The 16,449-nt window shown below is 63.4% G+C and carries 15 protein-coding genes, 1 tRNA gene and 1 pseudogene; 6 read left to right on the top strand and 11 right to left on the bottom strand.

Annotated elements, in window-relative coordinates; all coding sequences use genetic code 11:
• The first annotated feature begins 111 nt into the window (after positions 1-111).
• From hpf to CIT37_RS00535, 5 genes are all read left to right on the top strand, one after another.
• The gene (gene hpf, locus CIT37_RS00555; RefSeq protein WP_028139460.1) at positions 112-738 is read left to right on the top strand and encodes a ribosome hibernation-promoting factor, HPF/YfiA family; all 627 of its coding nucleotides are present in this window, start codon (positions 112-114) and stop codon (positions 736-738) included.
• Positions 739-970: 232 nt separating this feature from the next.
• A complete protein-coding gene (gene ptsN, locus CIT37_RS00550; protein WP_014438750.1) occupies positions 971-1,432 on the top strand; it encodes a PTS IIA-like nitrogen regulatory protein PtsN in 462 nt (153 codons plus the stop codon).
• 181 nt (positions 1,433-1,613) lie between these two features.
• Positions 1,614-4,859: an autotransporter outer membrane beta-barrel domain-containing protein gene (locus CIT37_RS00545; protein WP_210210278.1), complete on the top strand. Its 3,246-nt coding sequence runs from the start codon at positions 1,614-1,616 to the stop codon at positions 4,857-4,859.
• A gap of 33 nt (positions 4,860-4,892) precedes the next feature.
• On the top strand, positions 4,893-6,188 hold the full coding sequence (locus CIT37_RS00540; RefSeq protein ID WP_095424878.1) for an O-antigen ligase family protein: 1,296 nt from the start codon (positions 4,893-4,895) through the stop codon (positions 6,186-6,188).
• Positions 6,189-6,201: 13 nt separating this feature from the next.
• A complete protein-coding gene (locus CIT37_RS00535; RefSeq protein WP_095424879.1) occupies positions 6,202-7,224 on the top strand; it encodes a glycoside hydrolase family 5 protein in 1,023 nt (340 codons plus the stop codon).
• A 199-nt stretch (positions 7,225-7,423) separates the two neighbouring features.
• Here CIT37_RS00535 and CIT37_RS00530 read toward each other — a convergent pair whose 3' ends face one another.
• The 8 genes and pseudogenes from CIT37_RS00530 to CIT37_RS00495 all read right to left on the bottom strand — a co-directional run bounded on the left by CIT37_RS00530 (position 7,424) and on the right by CIT37_RS00495 (position 14,705).
• Positions 7,424-7,696 (bottom strand): BQ00720 family protein, encoded by a 273-nt coding sequence (locus CIT37_RS00530; RefSeq protein ID WP_007598581.1) that lies wholly within the window; start codon positions 7,694-7,696, stop codon positions 7,424-7,426.
• Positions 7,697-7,746: 50 nt separating this feature from the next.
• On the bottom strand, positions 7,747-8,172 hold the full coding sequence (locus tag CIT37_RS00525) for an Hsp20 family protein (protein ID WP_028139463.1): 426 nt from the start codon (positions 8,170-8,172) through the stop codon (positions 7,747-7,749).
• Between the two features lie 262 nt (positions 8,173-8,434).
• Complete coding sequence (locus CIT37_RS00520) at positions 8,435-9,523, bottom strand: sn-glycerol-3-phosphate import ATP-binding protein UgpC (RefSeq protein ID WP_028139464.1); 1,089 nt, start codon at positions 9,521-9,523, stop codon at positions 8,435-8,437.
• A gap of 13 nt (positions 9,524-9,536) precedes the next feature.
• Complete coding sequence (gene ugpE, locus CIT37_RS00515; protein ID WP_095424880.1) at positions 9,537-10,385, bottom strand: sn-glycerol-3-phosphate ABC transporter permease UgpE; 849 nt, start codon at positions 10,383-10,385, stop codon at positions 9,537-9,539.
• Positions 10,385-11,266 carry a sn-glycerol-3-phosphate ABC transporter permease UgpA gene (ugpA, locus tag CIT37_RS00510; RefSeq protein ID WP_028139466.1) on the bottom strand — a complete coding sequence of 294 codons (882 nt, stop codon included), beginning with the start codon at positions 11,264-11,266 and terminating at the stop codon, positions 10,385-10,387. The genes ugpE and ugpA overlap by 1 nt, the downstream gene beginning before the upstream one ends.
• 50 nt (positions 11,267-11,316) lie before the next feature.
• Positions 11,317-12,633 (bottom strand): sn-glycerol-3-phosphate ABC transporter substrate-binding protein UgpB, encoded by a 1,317-nt coding sequence (gene ugpB, locus CIT37_RS00505; protein WP_028139467.1) that lies wholly within the window; start codon positions 12,631-12,633, stop codon positions 11,317-11,319.
• 217 nt (positions 12,634-12,850) lie between these two features.
• Positions 12,851-14,049: pseudogene (locus CIT37_RS00500) on the bottom strand (CaiB/BaiF CoA transferase family protein).
• A 230-nt stretch (positions 14,050-14,279) separates the two neighbouring features.
• Complete coding sequence (locus CIT37_RS00495) at positions 14,280-14,705, bottom strand: organic hydroperoxide resistance protein (protein WP_018323436.1); 426 nt, start codon at positions 14,703-14,705, stop codon at positions 14,280-14,282.
• Positions 14,706-14,860: 155 nt separating this feature from the next.
• Between CIT37_RS00495 and CIT37_RS00490 the strand changes: the two genes are divergently transcribed.
• Positions 14,861-15,319 (top strand): MarR family winged helix-turn-helix transcriptional regulator, encoded by a 459-nt coding sequence (locus CIT37_RS00490; RefSeq protein ID WP_028139469.1) that lies wholly within the window; start codon positions 14,861-14,863, stop codon positions 15,317-15,319.
• Positions 15,320-15,337: 18 nt separating this feature from the next.
• Here the strand turns inward: CIT37_RS00490 and CIT37_RS00485 are convergent, their stop codons facing one another.
• The 3 genes from CIT37_RS00485 to CIT37_RS00475 all read right to left on the bottom strand — a co-directional run bounded on the left by CIT37_RS00485 (position 15,338) and on the right by CIT37_RS00475 (position 16,356).
• Entirely contained in the window at positions 15,338-15,574 is a 237-nt protein-coding gene (locus CIT37_RS00485; protein WP_018645072.1) for a GIY-YIG nuclease family protein, read from the bottom strand.
• A gap of 207 nt (positions 15,575-15,781) precedes the next feature.
• Positions 15,782-15,857 (bottom strand) — tRNA-Ala (locus CIT37_RS00480).
• Between the two features lie 91 nt (positions 15,858-15,948).
• Positions 15,949-16,356, bottom strand: a complete 408-nt coding sequence (locus tag CIT37_RS00475; protein WP_018323433.1) for a TIGR02300 family protein — start codon at positions 16,354-16,356, stop codon at positions 15,949-15,951.
• Positions 16,357-16,449 lie beyond the last annotated feature (93 nt).

Here is a 16,449-nt window from a genome sequence, read left to right as displayed (position 1 = left end):
CTTCCCGACAAGCGCCAAAGGCGTTTGCGGCGAGATCATGCGCAGGCAATATTCCAGAGGTGCGATGACGTGGCATCGCACCGCGAGCACGTGAACCAAGCGAGGCATCACATGACTCTCAGAATCTCGGGAAAGAGCATCAGCGTCGGCGAGGCCCTGCGCGGCCGCGTTTCCGACCGCACCGACGAGGTGCTGCGCAAATATTTCGACGGCAATTATTCCGGCCACATCACGCTCAGCAAGGACGGCTTCGGCTTCCGCACCGATTGCGCCCTGCACCTGGATTCCGGAATCACGCTGGAGGCCGATTCGAACGCGCCGGATGCCTATGCCAGCGCCGATCAGGCGCTGCTGATGATCGAGAAGCGGCTGCGCCGCTACAAGAACCGGCTCAAGGACCGCTCCGCCCGCAAGGCCCATGTCGCCTCCGAAGCGATGGCTGCGCTCGATGCCACCAGCTACGTGCTCGAGGCCCCGGAGGGCGAGGACGAGGTCACCGGCTACAGCCCCGTCATCATCGCCGAGGCCACCACCTCGCTGAAGCCGCTGTCGGTCAGTGAGGCCGTCATGGAACTCGACCTGAGCGGGGCTCCCTGCCTGGTCTTTCAGCATGGCTCCAGCGGCCGGGTGAACATCATTTACCGCCGGGCCGACGGCAATGTGGGCTGGATCGACCCGCCCGGAGCCAAAACGGATGCCGGCGCGGATGGCAAGGGGAACAGCAGGGCCGGGGGATAGGCAAGAAACCCGGCCCCGTATTATCCGCAGGCCTTAACAATGACCGGGGCAAAGCCGCACGCGGGAGTTGGCACCGGGATTGCGTTGGAGTAGAAGCGCCCCACATCAGGACTTAACGGGATTTGGGCTAAGTCCTCCTCCTGCTTGACCTTCTTGACGCCGGCCCGGCGTGGTTTCTCTCCAAGCCGGCCAATTCGGAACCTGACGGTTTAATTCACCTCGGAAACCCTCCATGCCGATTACCGATCTGGTCGCACCCGAGGCGATTCTCCCGGCATTGAAGGTCAACAGCAAGAAGCAGGCCCTGCAGGAGCTCGCGGCCAGGGCCGCCGAGCTGACCGGGCAGAACGAACGCTCCGTGTTCGAGGTGCTGCTGCAGCGGGAGAAGCTCGGCACCACCGCGGTCGGCTATGGCGTTGCCATTCCGCACGGCAAGCTGCCCAAGCTCGAAAAGATTTTTGGCCTGTTCGCACGCCTCGACCGCCCGATCGATTTCGAGGCGATGGACGGCCAGCCGGTCGATCTCGTCTTCCTGCTGCTCGCCCCCGAAGGCGCCGGCGCCGATCATCTCAAGGCGCTCGCCCGCATCGCCCGCCTGCTGCGCGACCAGGACATCGCCAAGAAGCTGCGCGCTTCGCGCGATGCCCAGGCGATCTATTCCGTGCTGGCGCTGCCGCCGGCAACGGCGGCCTGACGTCGCTTTCCCCTGCTCTGTGTGGCCTTCCAGATCGCACGGCGTTGGCAGCGTCGTGGCATGCGCACCGTTGGATAGCCAAGGTAGACGGTATCAAAATCTTCCCGTTTGAGACGCACGGCACATCGGGCGGCGTCAAGGTCCGCTAAGAGTCGCTCGAGACCAATGGGACTGAGCAGACGTGATACGGAATGGAAGCGCGCCGTTGCGTCGTGGCGCGGCGGCGGGAGAACGGCCCGATGCGAGCAGCGGCTTGCGCCTGGCGCTGCTCGCCACTGTGGCAAGCTGTGCATCCTGGCTGGCCCAACCGGGATCGGCGTTGGCCGGGCCTGCCAGCTGCACGACGGTCGGAGGCGCGGCCACCTGCAGCGGCGATCAATCGGCTGGAATCGGTGCCGCCGATTTCGATCAGGCCGCGGTCGGCACGCTCAACGTCAATGCGCTGACGACCGACATCGCGCCGGCTTCAGGCGTCGCCGCCATTTCCTACAGTCGCGGCGGTGGCAGCATTACGATCAACACTGACCTCTCGCAGCGGACGATCAAGACGACAGGCATCACCGACGCAGTCTCCGCCTCGACCGACGGCGACGTGACGATCAATCACGCAGGCAACATCAGCTCGGCCGGCGGCGCCGGCATCTACGTCACCACGACCGGCGGTTTCTTCGGTACCACCGACATAAGGATCACCAGTAGCGGCACGATCGACGCGTATAGCGACGGCATTCACGCGCGATACCAAGGGCCTGGAGGAAGCAACGGCAACATCGTTGTCGCGCACACGGGTGACATCACGTCCAGGACGACCTACGGGGTGTTCGCCGAAACACGCGCTGCCACGGTAAGTGTCACGACACTCGGAAACATCAACGCCGCTGCCAGCGGAATTCTGGCCGCCGCCGACTTCGGGGTTACCGTCAGCAGCACGGGAAACATCACAGGTGCCGTTGGGATCGCTGCATATTCCGTCTTCGGCGACATCGCTGTCTCGCAACGCGGCGACATGGCCGTGACACTCGACGGAATCTACATCGACAACTCGAGCGCCTCCGCGACGGTCGTGAATAACGGCAACATCTCGGCTGGACGCAACGCACTGTTCATAGCGGCGGGGGACAGCATCAGCATCACCAGCCGCGGCGACCTCACTGGCCGCGATACGGGCATCGCCGCGACCGGAATGGGTGTCGGGGTAAACAGCGTCGGCAACATCGCCGCGAGCCACGGCTCCGGCATGTACATCGTCGGGCAAGCTGCAGTCGGGGTCACCAGCCGGGGAAACATCAGCGCGACCGACTATGGCATCTTCGCGCTCATGTCGAACGTGCCCGGATACTTCGCGACGGTGGACAGCACCGGCGACATTGTCTCGACCGCAGGCGAAGGAATTCGCGTTCAATCGCACGGCGGCTTCGCCTCCCTCATCAGCCGCGGGACTGTCAGCGCATTTGCCGATGGCATTCACGCCTCTGCACCCGGCGATGTCACGGTGACCAGCATCGGCACTGTCTCGTCGGCCTCAGGCAACGCCATCAACGCGAGCGGGGGCGGTAATCTCCAGGTCACGGTCAGCGGAGGCGTCTTGTCCGGCGCGCTCGCGGGCATTCGGCTGGACGGCGGCGCCACCAATGTCGTGACCATTGGCGCGACGGCGAGGGTCGCGGGCAGCCTCAACGCCGTGCTGGCCAGCAGCGGCAACGACACGGTGAACAATTCCGGCATCGTCAGCGGCAATGTCGCGCTCGGCGGCGGCAGCAACGCCTTCAACAATCTCGCCGGCAGCGTGTTTGTCAGCGGTGCGACCGTCGACCTCGGCTCCGGTAATCTGCTGAGCAACGCCGGCACGCTGGCGCCGCTTGGCGTCGGCACGGTCGGCACCACGATGCTGACCGGCGATTTCGCCCAGGGCGCGAACGGTACGTTCGTCGTGGATGTGGACGTTGCCGGTCACGTTGCCGACCGGCTCGACGTCACGGGCACGGCGAGCCTCGGCGGCAAGGTGGTCGTGGATCCCACCGCGCGCCTTACGGCGACGACGAGCTACACGATTGCGAGCGCCGGCAATCTGAACGGCAGTTTCACGGGTGTGGATTTCCTGATCGCGAACAGCTTCGCGCGCAACGCGCGGCTGAGCTACGCCGGCAACGATGTGCTCCTGACGCTCGATCCCGGCCTGCTGTCGTATACGCTCCCGGCCAACGCCAGCGTCAATGTACGGAACGTCGCTGCCGGCATCGACGCTCCGCTGATATCAGGGGCGGCGCTGCCGGCGGGCTTCAATCCGCTGTTTGCGTTGGCCGGCACGCCCTTGATGGGCGCCCTGACGCAAGCCTCGGGCGAGACTGCGACCGGCGCGCAGCAGACGACCTTCAACGCCATGAACCAGTTCATGGGCACGCTGACCGATCCCTTCCTGGCCGGGCGCAGCAATCCTCCGCCGGCGGCCGGCGCGACGGGATACGCAGCCGACGATGGTGACGTGCTGGCTTATGCCGGCGGCCGCAAGCTTAACCGCGACCCGCGTGACGCCTACGCCGCGATCTCTCGCAAAGCGCCGCCTGCGCAGACCTTCGAGTCCCGCTGGAGCGTGTGGGCTGCGGGCTTCGGTGGCTCGCAGACCACCGACGGGAACGCGGCGCTCGGCTCCGGCACCGCCACCAGCCGGATCGCCGGCGCGGTCGCCGGTGCGGATTATTGGCTCTCGCCAAATACCGTGGCCGGCTTTGCGCTCGCCGGCGGCGGCACCAGCTTCTCGGTGACGAATGGCGGCACCGGCCGCTCCGACCTGTTCCAGGCCGGCGCCTTCGTGCGGCACAATGCCGGCGCCGCCTATGTCACGGGCGCTCTGGCCTATGGCTGGCAGGACGTCACCACCGATCGCACCGTCACCATCGCCGGTGCGGATCATCTCCAGGCCCGTTTCAAGGCCAACGCCTATTCCGCTCGGATCGAAGGCGGCTATCGCTTCGTGGCGCCGTGGATCGGCGGTGTCGGCATCTCGCCCTATGCGGCGGCCCAGTTCACGAGGTTCGACCTGCCGGCCTATACCGAGCGGGCGGTCACCGGCAATGACACGTTCGCTCTCAGCTACGCTTCGGACGCCGCCACCGCCGGCCGCAGCGAATTCGGCCTGCGCAGCGACAAGTCCTTCGCCATGGCCGACGGCATCGCCACGCTGCGCGTTCGCCTCGCCTGGGCACACAATTTCAATCCCGACCGTTCGATCGGCGCGACCTTCCAGGCGCTGCCCGGTTCGAGCTTCGTGGTCAACGGCGCAGCGCAAGCCGCCGATGCCGCGCTCGTCACCGCGTCGGCGGAGAAGACTTGGCTGAACGGCTGGTCCGCGGCAGCGACATTCGAGGGCGAGTTCTCGAGCGTCACGCGCAGCTATGCCGGAAAGGGCGTCGTGCGATATGGGTGGTGAAGCCTGCGCCGGGCAGGCCGGGGTGGTCAGCTCATGACCAGCCTGCGCACCGCGTCAGATTCCGAGGGACACGAAAGCGCAATCTGGAAGGCGCCCAGCCCTGGCGTCGAGAAGCTTGCCAGAACCGTGATCCGCGGCTCGATCACCGTCAACGTGGTCGCCTCGATGGGCGTCTTCCACCCTGCGCTGCTGCCTGCAGAGTGGAGCTATCTGCAACAGGCTGTCGCGCTCCTGATGTGGGTCATCCTGATCTACGCCAGTGCCTTCGTGCGTCCTTGCCTGCGCGTGCAGCCCAATCCTGACCTCATCGCGCTGGTGGCATTCTACGCCCTTGCCGCCATGTCGGTTCTCTGGACCAGCCTCGCCGCTGCAGCGATCATGAAGAGTGCGGCTCTCGTGATAACGACTTTCGGCGCGTACTGCCTCATTATCCGTATCGACGTGGACGAGATCGTCGGATCGACGGCACTCGGGTTCTTCATTCTGGTCGCCGCCTCGGCCTTGTGTGCCATCTTCGTGCCCGAGATCGGCGTCGACCAGAGCTGGATGCACAACGGCCAGTGGCAAGGAATCTACGAATCGAAGCAGACGCTCGGTTTCATCAGCGCATATCTGATGTTCTTTGCCTGCTATCAGAAGATGACCGGGCAGGGATGGATCGCTTTTCTCGCGACGTTTCTCCTGGCATCGACGTGCGTCATCGCCTCGGAATCCCGTGGTGCCGGCGCCGTCGCCGTCGCCGCTTGTGGACTGCTGGTGACCTCGATGTGGTCGATCCGCTGCATGAGAATCTATGCGGTGCTGCCATTCATCATGTGCATCCTGGCCGCCCTGCTGTTCCTGTATTTCTATCTGACGGGGTACGATTCCTTTCATCTCGGCGGTGAATCGACCATCGACTTGACCGAGCGGACCTTCATTTGGCAGTACGCCATCAGCCATTTCAACGACGCGCCCCTGCTGGGCTTTGGCATCAACGGATTCTGGACGCGCCCTTCGATTAACGACTATTTCAACCAGAACCATGGCTGGGTGCTCGACAATTATCATAGCGGTTACATCGCGGTGCTGATCGAAACGGGGTTTCTGGGATATTTGCTGTTCGTCGCGAGCGTCTATCTGTTTTCGGAAAAGGTCCTGTACTTGATCGCCACCCGGTCGATCGATCGCTCCCATTGCGCTCTCATCATCGGATTTGTCGTCCTGAGCTTTCAATCGAACTTCACGGAGACGATGTTCCTCCGCTCGACGATGTTCACGTCGGTGCTTCTCGTCGCGTTCTTCTTCGCGGTGTGCAGGCCGGTGCCGCAGCAATCCCTGCTGCCATGATGGAGAAAGCAGCATGAATGCCATCTGCGCCCGCTGGTCGGTGACCTTCGGCCTCACCTTGGCGATAGCCATGCTCGCGATCTGCTCTCGGGCTGACGCAGCCAAACAGGGCATCGCGCGCGCCCCAGGAGAGTTGGGGCGCGGCATCAACATCCTCGGCTACGACGGCATCTGGGAGGGAGGCCGGAACGCGCCATTTCGTCTGGACAACCTCACGGCCATCCGAAAGGCCGGGTTCTCGCACGTTCGGATCAATTTCTTCGGCTTCAAGTTCATGGGCGAAGGGAATCTGCTGGATGAAATCGTCTTGAGGCGGCTTGATGCCGTGATCGAGGAGGTGCTCGCCCGGAAGCTCATCCCCATTCTCGACGAGCACGATACGGATACCTGCCAGCGCGACGTGTCCGCATGCGCCGAGAAGCTGAAGGCATTCTGGACGCAAATCGCCGAGCGCTATGCCGGAAAATATCCGAAGCTTGTCTTCGAGGTCCTCAATGAGCCCGGCGGGCAGATGACGTCGCCCAGTTGGAACGCCCTTCTGAACGAGTGTCTCGGCATCATCCGCACCAGCAACCCAGGGCGGACGGTCATTGCTGCCGTTCTCAACGTCGATGACATGCCGGTCGAGGAGCTGGCCCTGCCATCAGGTGACAGAAACCTCATCGTCACGTTTCACTATTACGCGCCGATACGCTTCACGCATCAGGGTGCACCGTGGTCCCCAACGTTTTCGCGGCTCGGGCCGCTCGATTGGGGCACCCCGGAGGATGAACGGAAGGCCCTCGCCGACTTCGAAAAGATTCGTAGCTGGTCCGAAAAAGAAAAGCGCCCGATCTATCTCGGCGAGTTCGGCGTGTACGAGCGCGCTCCGACGGATGCCCGGACGCGATATCTGTCGTTCGTGGCGCGAAGTGCGGATCGGCTTGGTTGGGCATGGGCCTATTGGCAGTTCGACCATGATTTCGCGGCCTTCGACAGCGCGCGTCAAACCTGGAAGCCGGACGTCCTGCCGGCGCTGATCCCGGCGGTGCGTTGAAGCGCGTGTTCGGGATTCGAGAGTTGAGCCCGCTGCGGCCTCACCCTCATTGCTTCGTCGCACCAGCGCAAAATTGCTTTGCAATTTGTCGCGGGCTCCTCGCAATGACAATGTGGGAGCGTCATCGTGTCAAAATGAAAACGGGCACGCCTTCGCAAGAAGGCATGCCCGCTGGAAACTCTATTCGTGCGACGTGCGCTCAGTGCACGCTGACGGCTTGCAGCTCGTTGCTCCAGGCATTGGCGATCGCAGCTTCCCGGCTGTCGGTCAGCATGATCGGCGTGCCGTCGGCGGCGTGGAGCGCAAAGAGCTTGAGGCCCGGCGCGATTTTCGGCGCCTCGGGAAACAGGCCCGGCACATCCTCGGAGCGGATCTGCTTCACATAGGCGATATGGCCTTCGCCAAGGGTTGCCAGCGTCTCGGGCGAGACATTCTTGGCTTCGTATTCGAACGCAACGTGACCTTCACTCATGGTCTCGACTCCTCTGGAACACTAAGCGGTCGAGTCCGCTACTCGTTCCATTATTCGTGCTCATTGATAGCGATTGTCTTAACGATCCTCTCCGGTTCAGGCCGGGCCAGATCGATCGACAACAACCCGTTCTTCAGATCCGCACCCAGCACCAGCATCCCCTCCGCCAGCACGAAGGTGCGCTGGAAGTGGCGCGCGGCGATGCCGCGATGGATGTATTGCCGGGTCTTGTCGTCCTGCTGCCGCCCGCGGATCACGAGCTGGTTTTCCTCAATGGTTACATCGAGTTGGTCGCGCGTAAATCCGGCGACCGCCAGCGTGATACGTAAGCGCTCGGGCTGGCCGTCCGCGCCGCCACACCTCTCGATATTGTAGGGAGGATAGCCGTCGGCGCCTTTGACGACGCGATCGAGCACGCGCTCAATCTCGTCGAAGCCCAGCAGGAACGGACTGGATAACGTGGGAACACGAGACATAGTTTACAAAGTCCTCGCAGAAGCGACTTTGGTGCATCAGGGCCCTGAGAGGCGCCCCTTGATCAGCAATATGGGCATGTTCCCGTGTTGGTTCAAGCAGGTAGCCGGGAAGCTGTGGATTGGCCATTTCCTGTCGTCATGCCCGGGACAGGCCCGCGCATGACGACATCAGGCGGGCCATTTATCTCAACAAAAACAGACCCCCTTGTACTGTGCATGGGGTTGTTTTCGCGTTTTGTGTTGTCCGGCCTTTCGGAACCGATCAGGCCTCCAGCCGCGTCCGCCCGTCGCCGCTGAACAAATGCAGCTTCGCCCGCAGCGCCGCGACGCGGATTTTCGCGCCGATGGCGGGAGCCTCGGTTCCGGGAATGCGGACGATGATCTCGCCGGGCGGCAACTCGCCCGGCGTGGCGGCGACACGCTGCTCTTCCTGCTCGCGCGAGCCGTAGACGAAGGTTTCGGCGCCGACGCGCTCGATCGCCTCCACCGTCAGCGGCAAAGCGACACCGCCGCCCGGGGTCTGGTCGGTGATGACGAAGTCTTCCGGGCGGATGCCGAGAATGCCGGCGTCGGCCGCCGCGCTGCCCGCAAGCTGCGACCTGATCTCCTCCGGGCGCGTCGACATCAAATTCATCGGCGGCGCGCCGATGAAGGAGGCGACGAAGGTGGTTGCCGGCTTCTCGTAGATCGCAAGCGGATTTCCGACCTGCTCGACCTGGCCGCCGTTCATCACCACAAGGACGTCGGCGAGCGTCATGGCTTCGAGCTGGTCGTGGGTGACGTAGATCGACGTCGTGTTGAGCCGGCGCTGCAATTTGCGGATCTCGACGCGCATCGCGATGCGGAGTTTCGCATCGAGGTTCGACAGCGGCTCGTCGAACAGAAACACCTTCGGCTGGCGCACGATGGCGCGGCCCATGGCGACGCGCTGACGCTGGCCGCCGGAGAGCTGACGCGGCTTGCGCTCCAGCATCGGCGTGAGCTCGAGCACGCGTGCGGCTTCGTCGACGCGGGACTTGATCTCGGCTTCCTTCATGCCACGGTTGCGCAGGCCGTAGGCCATGTTGTTGTAGACGCTCATATGCGGATAGAGCGCGTAGTTCTGGAACACCATCGCGATGTCGCGATCGGCGGGCTCGACCTGGTTGACCACACGTCCGCCGATATCGATCTCGCCGCCGGTGACGGTCTCGAGGCCCGCGACCATGCGCAGCAATGTCGACTTGCCGCAGCCGGAGGGGCCGACCAGCACGCAGAACTGTCCGTCGCCGACATCGACGTTGACGCCCTTGATGGCCTCGAAGCCGCCGAGATAGGTCTTGCGGACGTTGCGCAGGGTGACGTTAGCCATGAAAACTCACTTCTTACTTTTCCGTCTCGACGAGGCCGCGCACGAACAGTTTCTGCATGACGACGACGACGAACACCGGCGGCAGCATGGCCAGCATGGCGGTCGCCATCACGATCGGCCATTCGGTCAGCGCGTCGGTGGTGGTGATCATCTTGCGGATGCCGACCTGGATGGTCTGCATGTCGTCGCGGGTGGTGATGAGCAGCGGCCAGAGATATTGATTCCAGCCGAGGATGAACAGGATCACGAACAGCGCCGCCATGTTGGTGCGCGACAGCGGCAGCAGCGTGTCCCAGAAGAAGCGCAAGGGGCCCGCGCCGTCGATGCGCGAGGCCTCGAGCAATTCGTCCGGCACCGTCATGAAGAACTGTCGGAACAGCAGCGTTGCGGTGGCCGAGGCGATCAGCGGCAGCGCGAGGCCCGCATAGCTGTCGAGCATGTGCAGATCGGCGACGATCTTGTAGGTCGGATAGATGCGGACCTCGACCGGCAGCATCAGGGTGATGAAGATGATCCAGAAGATCGGCATCCGGAACGGAAAGCGGAAATACGCGATCGCATAGGCCGAGATGATCGAGATCGCAATCTTGCCGACCGCGATCAGCAGCGCCATCACCAGCGAGTTCAGCATCATGTTGCCGACAGGCTCGCGGGTCGAGCCGCTCGTGCCGACGAAGATGGTTTGATAATAGGTCTCGAAGAAATGACCGCCCGGCAGCAGCGACATCTGCCCGTTCGCGATCAGCGCATTGTCCTGGGTCGAGGCGACGAACGCGATGTAGACCGGGAAGGCGACGATCGCGATTCCGATCCAGAGAATGATGTGCGCGACGTAGCGCCGAAAGCCCTCTTCCTCGACCATCAGTAGGTCACCTTGCGTTCGACGAAGCGGAACTGGATTCCCGTCAGCACGATGACCATCACCATCAGGATCACCGATTGCGCGGCGGAGCTGCCGAGATTGCCGCCGAGCAGGCCGTCGGAATAGACCTTGTAGACCAGCGTCTCGGTCGACTTGCCGGGACCGCCGCGGGTCATGGTGTCGATGATGCCGAACGTGTCGAAGAAGGCGTAGACGATGTTGACGACCAGCAGGAAGAAGATGGTCGGCGACAGCAGCGGGAAGGTCACGGTCCAGAACCGGCGCATCGGACGGGCACCGTCGATCGCGGCGGCTTCGAGCACGCTTCGCGGGATGCTCTGCAGACCGGCGAGGAAGAACAGGAAATTATAGGAGATCTGCTTCCAGGCGGCGGCGAGGATGATCAGGGTTGCCGCCTGGTCACCGTCGAGCAGCGGATTCCAGTCGACCCCGATCGCGCGCAAATAGCGCGCGATGATGCCCAGCGAGGGATGCAGCATGAAGATCCAGAGCACGCCGACGACCGGCGGCGCCACCGCATAGGGCCAGATCAAGAGGGTGCGGTACAGCATCGAGCCGCGCAGGGGCTTGTCCGCCATGACGGCGAGCAGCAGCGCAAAGGACAACGACGAGACCGCGATGGCGAAAGAGAAGAAGAAGGTGCGGAGGATCGCCTCGAAATAGGCGGGCTCCCTGAACAGGTCGAGATAGTTCTCGAACCAGACGAAGCTCGTCGACAGACCGAAGGCGTCCTGGAGCAGGAACGACTGGATCACCGCCTGCAGGGCCGGCCAGTAGAAGAATAGCAGGACGATCGCGAGCTGCGGGGCAACCAGCGCGTAAGGCAATAGCCTGGATTGGAAAATGGCTTGCTTCTGCATGGTGTCCGCCGAAAGCGGCAGGCCGGGGGACCGGCCTGCCGCTCATCGCCTCACTTGACGGCGGTCTTTTCGAACTGCCGCAGCATCGTGTTGCCGCGCTCGACGGCGGCATCCAGCGCCTGCTTGGCGGTCTTCTTGCCGGCCAGCGCCTGCTCGATCTCTTCCGACCAGACGTCACGCAGCTGAACCATGTTGCCGAGGCGCAGACCGCGCGAGTTCTCGGTCGGCTCCTTGTTGGTCAGCTCCAGCAGCGGGGTCTCGAGATAGGGCTGGTCCTTGTAGAAGCCCTCGGCCTTGGCTTTCTCATAGGCCGCCTTGGTGATCGGCAGATAGCCCGAGGCCTTGTGGATGTAGACCTGGCGATCGGTGTCGGAGAGGAAGGTCAGGAATTTTGCGACGCCCTTGTATTCGTCGGCCGGCTTGCCGCCCATGACCCAGAGCGAAGCGCCGCCGATGATCGAGTTCTGCGGCGCGCCCTTTGCCTCCGGATAATACGGCATCGGCACCGCGGTGAAGTTGAACTTGGCCTGGGCCTTGACGTTGCCGAAGAAGGCCGACGAGGTCAGGTAGATCGGGCATTCGCCCGAGGTGAAGCGGCCTTCGCCGGTGTTGGTACGGCCGGCATAGTCGTAGACCTTGGTCTTCTGGAGCTCGACCAGGTTTTCGAGATGCTTGACCTGGAGCGGCCCGTTGAACTCGAGCTTGGTGTCGAAGCCGTCGAGGCCGTTGGCCTTGCTGGCGAGCGGGACGTTGTGCCAGGCGGAGAGCTGCTCGAGATTGACCCAGGTGACCCAGGAGCCGGAGAAGCCGCAGGTGTCATGACCGGCAGCCTTCAGCTTCTTGGCGGCCTCGAACGTCTCGGGCCAGGTCTTCGGGATCGCGACATTGGCCTTCTTCAGCTCGTCGAGATTGACCCACATCACGGTGGACGACGAGTTGAAGGGGAACGACAGCATCTCGCCCTTCGAGGTCGAGTAGTAGCCGGTGATGGCGGGCAGGTAGATCTTGGGATCGAACTTCTCGCCGGCCTCGGCCATCAGCTTGTAGACGGGCTTCACCGCGCCGGTCGCAGCCATCATGGTGGCGGTGCCGACCTCGAACACCTGCATGATGTGCGGCGCGTTGCCGGCACGAAACGCCGCGATGCCCGCGTTCATGGTGTCGGCGTAATTGCCCTTGTAGGTCGGAACGACCTTGAAGTCGCTCTGCGACGTGTTGAAGTCGTTGGCGAGCTTGACGATGACGTCGTTGTTGGCGCCGGTCATCGCGTGCCACCACTGGATTTCCGTCACGGCCAGCGCCGGCGACGCCGTCATGCCAACCGTGAGTGCAAATGCGGCAGCCACCCCAAAGTGTCGAAGAGCCATCAAGTAAACCTCCCTTGGCCGTCAAAAGAAGCGCTTGCGCTAGCAGCGCCATATGACGTTCACATGACTGTGTAAGCGGCCGAAACGAAAGCGGCAAGCGCTGGAAAAGGGAAGACGGCAAATAGGCGAAGACGGAGCGGCAGCCGCATTGGTTCGCGGTGCACTATCGTGCCCGCGCCGCACTGCGGCATCATTCGTCGGACGGAGGTGGTGGCCTCTACCGCTTGCGCTCGGGGCCGCAGACGGTGCCCTTCTCGACCATCGCGTCGATCTCGGCCTTGGAGTAGCCAAACTCGCCCAGCACCTCCTGGGAGTGCTGGCTGAATTTCGGCGGCAGCCGGCGCAGGCTCGGCTTGCTGCGGTCGAGCCGGATCGGCGAGGCGACGCCCTTGTACCAGTCCTTCTCGATAATATCGCCGCGCGCGATCGTGTGCGGGTTGGTCAACGCCTGGTCGATCTTCTGCACGGGCCCGGCGGGCAGGCCCGCGGCGAGCAGGCGATTGCACAGCGGCTCGGCCTCGTGCTGGCTGAACACGGCAGCAAGCTCGGCGCGCAGCGCCTCGCGATTGGCGATGCGGTCCTTGTTGCGGGCAAAGCGCGGATCGGTGCCGAGCTCGGGCTTGCCGATCTCCTTGGCGAGCTTGCGGAAGGTGCCGTCATTGCCGACACCGATGAAGATGTCGTCGGTCTTGGTCGGGAAGATCGCGTAAGGCACGAGGTTGGGATGCTCGTTGCCGGTGAGGCTCGGCGGCTTGCCATGCATGAAATAATTCGCGGTGTGCGGATGCATGATGGCAAGGCCGGTCTCGTACAGCGTCGTCTCCAGGAATTGGCCCTTGCCGGAACGCTGCCGCTCCGACAGCGCCATCAGGATGCCGATCGCCGCATAAAGTCCGGTGGTGATGTCGACCAAGGGCACGCCGATCCGCATCGGTCCGCTCTCGGGCGAGCCGGTCGCGGCGATCATGCCGGTCATGGCCTGGATGATGGCGTCATAGCCGGGATGATGGCGTCATAGCCGGGATTGCCGCCGCGCGGGCCGTCGGCGCCGAAGCCGCAGATCCGGCAATGCACGAGGCGCGGGAATTTCTTGCTGAGCACGTCGTTGCCGATGCCCCATTTCTCCAGCGTGCCCGGCTTGAAATTCTCGATCAGGACGTCGGCGGTCTCCAGCATCTTGAGCAGCACGATGCGGCCGCCCTCGGAGGCGAGGTCGAGGCCGATCGAGCGCTTGTTGCGGTTGATTCCGACGAAATAGGCCGCGTCCTCCTCGTGGAAGGGAGGGCCCCATTCGCGCACCTCGTCGCCCGCGGGCGGCTCGACCTTGATCACGTCGGCGCCGTGGTCGGCGAGGATCTGGGTGCAGTAGGGACCGCCGAGCACGCGCGTGAGATCGATGACGCGCAATCCGCTCATTGCGCCCAATGCGGCTTCAGAACTGGCGGCTTCAGAACTCATGCCTTCGCTTCCCCTGTGTCGATATTTGGCCACAGGCCTAGCGAGGTTCGCACAAGCCAGCAATGGCCTGTTGCGTAGGGGCGTATGCACTGCCGGCTGCATGCCGCGGCATGGCTAATCAGGATTGGCAGATCAGCGGAAGCGGCCGGTCCGAGGGGGATCCCGGGCCAGCCAATCCGCACTTTCGATCAGACGACCGTCAGGCGAACGTCGACATTGCCGCGCGTGGCATTGGAGTACGGGCACACCTGGTGCGCCTTCTCGACCAGCGCCTCGGCTTCCGCGCGGGCGAGGCCCGGCAGCGAGACGGCGAGATCGATGTCGAGACCGAAGCCGCCCTCGGAGCGCGGGCCGATGCCGACGGTCGAGGTCACGGACGCATCGGCCGGAACCTTCGGCCCACCCTGCGACGAGACGAACTTCATCGCGCCGATGAAGCAGGCCGCATAGCCGGCCGCGAACAGCTGCTCGGGATTGTTGCCGGCGCCGCCGCCGCCCCCGAGCTCCTTCGGCGTGGTGAGCTTGACGTCGAGCGCGCCGTCGAGGGTTGCAGCATGGCCATCACGGCCGCCGGTGGCCTTGGCGCTGGTCTTGTAGAGGACGTTCACGGACATTGTCGTCTCCTCGGGTCTTCCGGTTGGGGTGCGCTCTGTATCGCAAACAATTAGATTGTGCGCAATTGAAATTAGCGAGGCTCACATTTAATTGTTCGCAATTGAATGTGCCGCCCGCCGGCCCCAAAATGGGAGGAAATCCCGTGAGATTCTCCATGCCCCGGAAGCTATCGACCCTCGATCCGCAACGCCTCGACAACCAGATCTGCTTCGCGGTCTACTCGGCCGCGCATGCCTTCAACCGCGTCTACAAGCCGCTGCTGGACCGGCTCGGCCTGACCTATCCGCAATATCTGGTGATGCTGGTGCTGTGGGAGCGCGACGACGTGCCGGTCAAGGACATCGGCGAGCGGCTGTTCCTGGATTCGGGCACGCTGACGCCGCTGCTCAAGCGGCTCGAGGCCGCCCATCTCGTGCGGCGCACCCGCTCGAGCGAGGACGAGCGTCAGGTCCTGATCGCGTTGACGGCGCAGGGGCATGCACTGAAGGAAAAGGCCCGCAGCGTGCCGCAGTCGATCCTGGCGGCCTCGGACTGCTCAGTGTCGGAACTGGTGTCGATGAAGGACGAGATCGTCGCGCTGCGGGATCGGCTGAACGCGGTGATCGGGGAGTAGGGGGTGTAGCGCGCGCGATCAGAAATGCTTCTTGGCAAAAGCGCGTCCCGATCCCGATTTCAGGTAACGCTCGAACGCGACAGCGCGTGCGGCATCGTCAAACGCGAAATAGGTCCGTATCCGCCATGGCCCATATTTCGAAGTGTGCGGTACCTCGCCGGCGTTGTGCTTTGCCAAACGAGCCCTCAGGTCGTCGGTAATTCCAACGTAGAAGTGCTCGGAATCGAGACTCTCAAGGATATAGACGTATTTCATCGCGCTCCCTCCCCGGAGGGTAGGATAGCAGCTTCGAGACACGTTTAGGGTGTTACCTCAGCCTGCAGTCGCAAGGGAGCAAACAGAGTGATTGCCGGCCCAAGTCCGCCGTCGCCCTTCGGGCTATGGCGGGACAGCCTTCGCTCACTTCGCTACGAGGGACTTCCGTAGGCTTGCCCAGCCGAAGCTCGCGAAGCGAGCGAAGGCTGGTGGAGCCAGGCGGGATCGAACCGCCGACCTCTTGCATGCCATGCAAGCGCTCTCCCAGCTGAGCTATGGCCCCTTAGTCCTTGTGGGGATCCTGTTGGATCACCCGTACCGGCGAGCCCTGGTGACTCGCGCGGTGCACCCTTTTTCACAGATCAGGGCTGATCTCAAGTCTCTTCATCACCTCCGACATCACCAATGATGTCGGTCACGTCCTCATCGCCCTCTTCTTCGTCGGCAATGAAGGTCGAATCATCGTCATCGTCGTCATCGAGGGTCTCATCGACCTCGATATCGTCCTCGGATTCGGGCACGGCGGCCTTGACCTTGCCGGTGTTCTCCTCGGCGTCGGCCTCCTCGAGCGAGACCTCCTCGACCTCTGCCGGCTCCGGCGTGGCGTCGGCCGTCGCTGCGTGCCGGGCTTCGGCGCCGCGGGGCATGCGCGCGGGCGCGACCGGGGCGATCGGCACGACTTCACCGGTATAGGGCGAGATCACCGGATTCTTGTTGAGGTCATAGAACTTCTTGCCCGTGGTTGGGCAAATACGTTTGGTTCCGAGTTCGGACTTGGCCACGGCAGGAATCCTGGGAATGTCTGAAAAGCGGTGTTTCACTTGGCTAGTTGGCGGCCCGCTGTCAATAGCGCATTACGGGAGAACGACATGCCC

The sequence above is a fragment of the Bradyrhizobium ottawaense genome (assembly GCF_002278135.3).
In the GTDB taxonomy this organism is placed as follows: domain Bacteria; phylum Pseudomonadota; class Alphaproteobacteria; order Rhizobiales; family Xanthobacteraceae; genus Bradyrhizobium; species Bradyrhizobium ottawaense.
The sequence above is the reverse complement of the archived record's forward strand: the minus strand, read 5'-3'. Positions and strand labels throughout refer to the sequence as shown.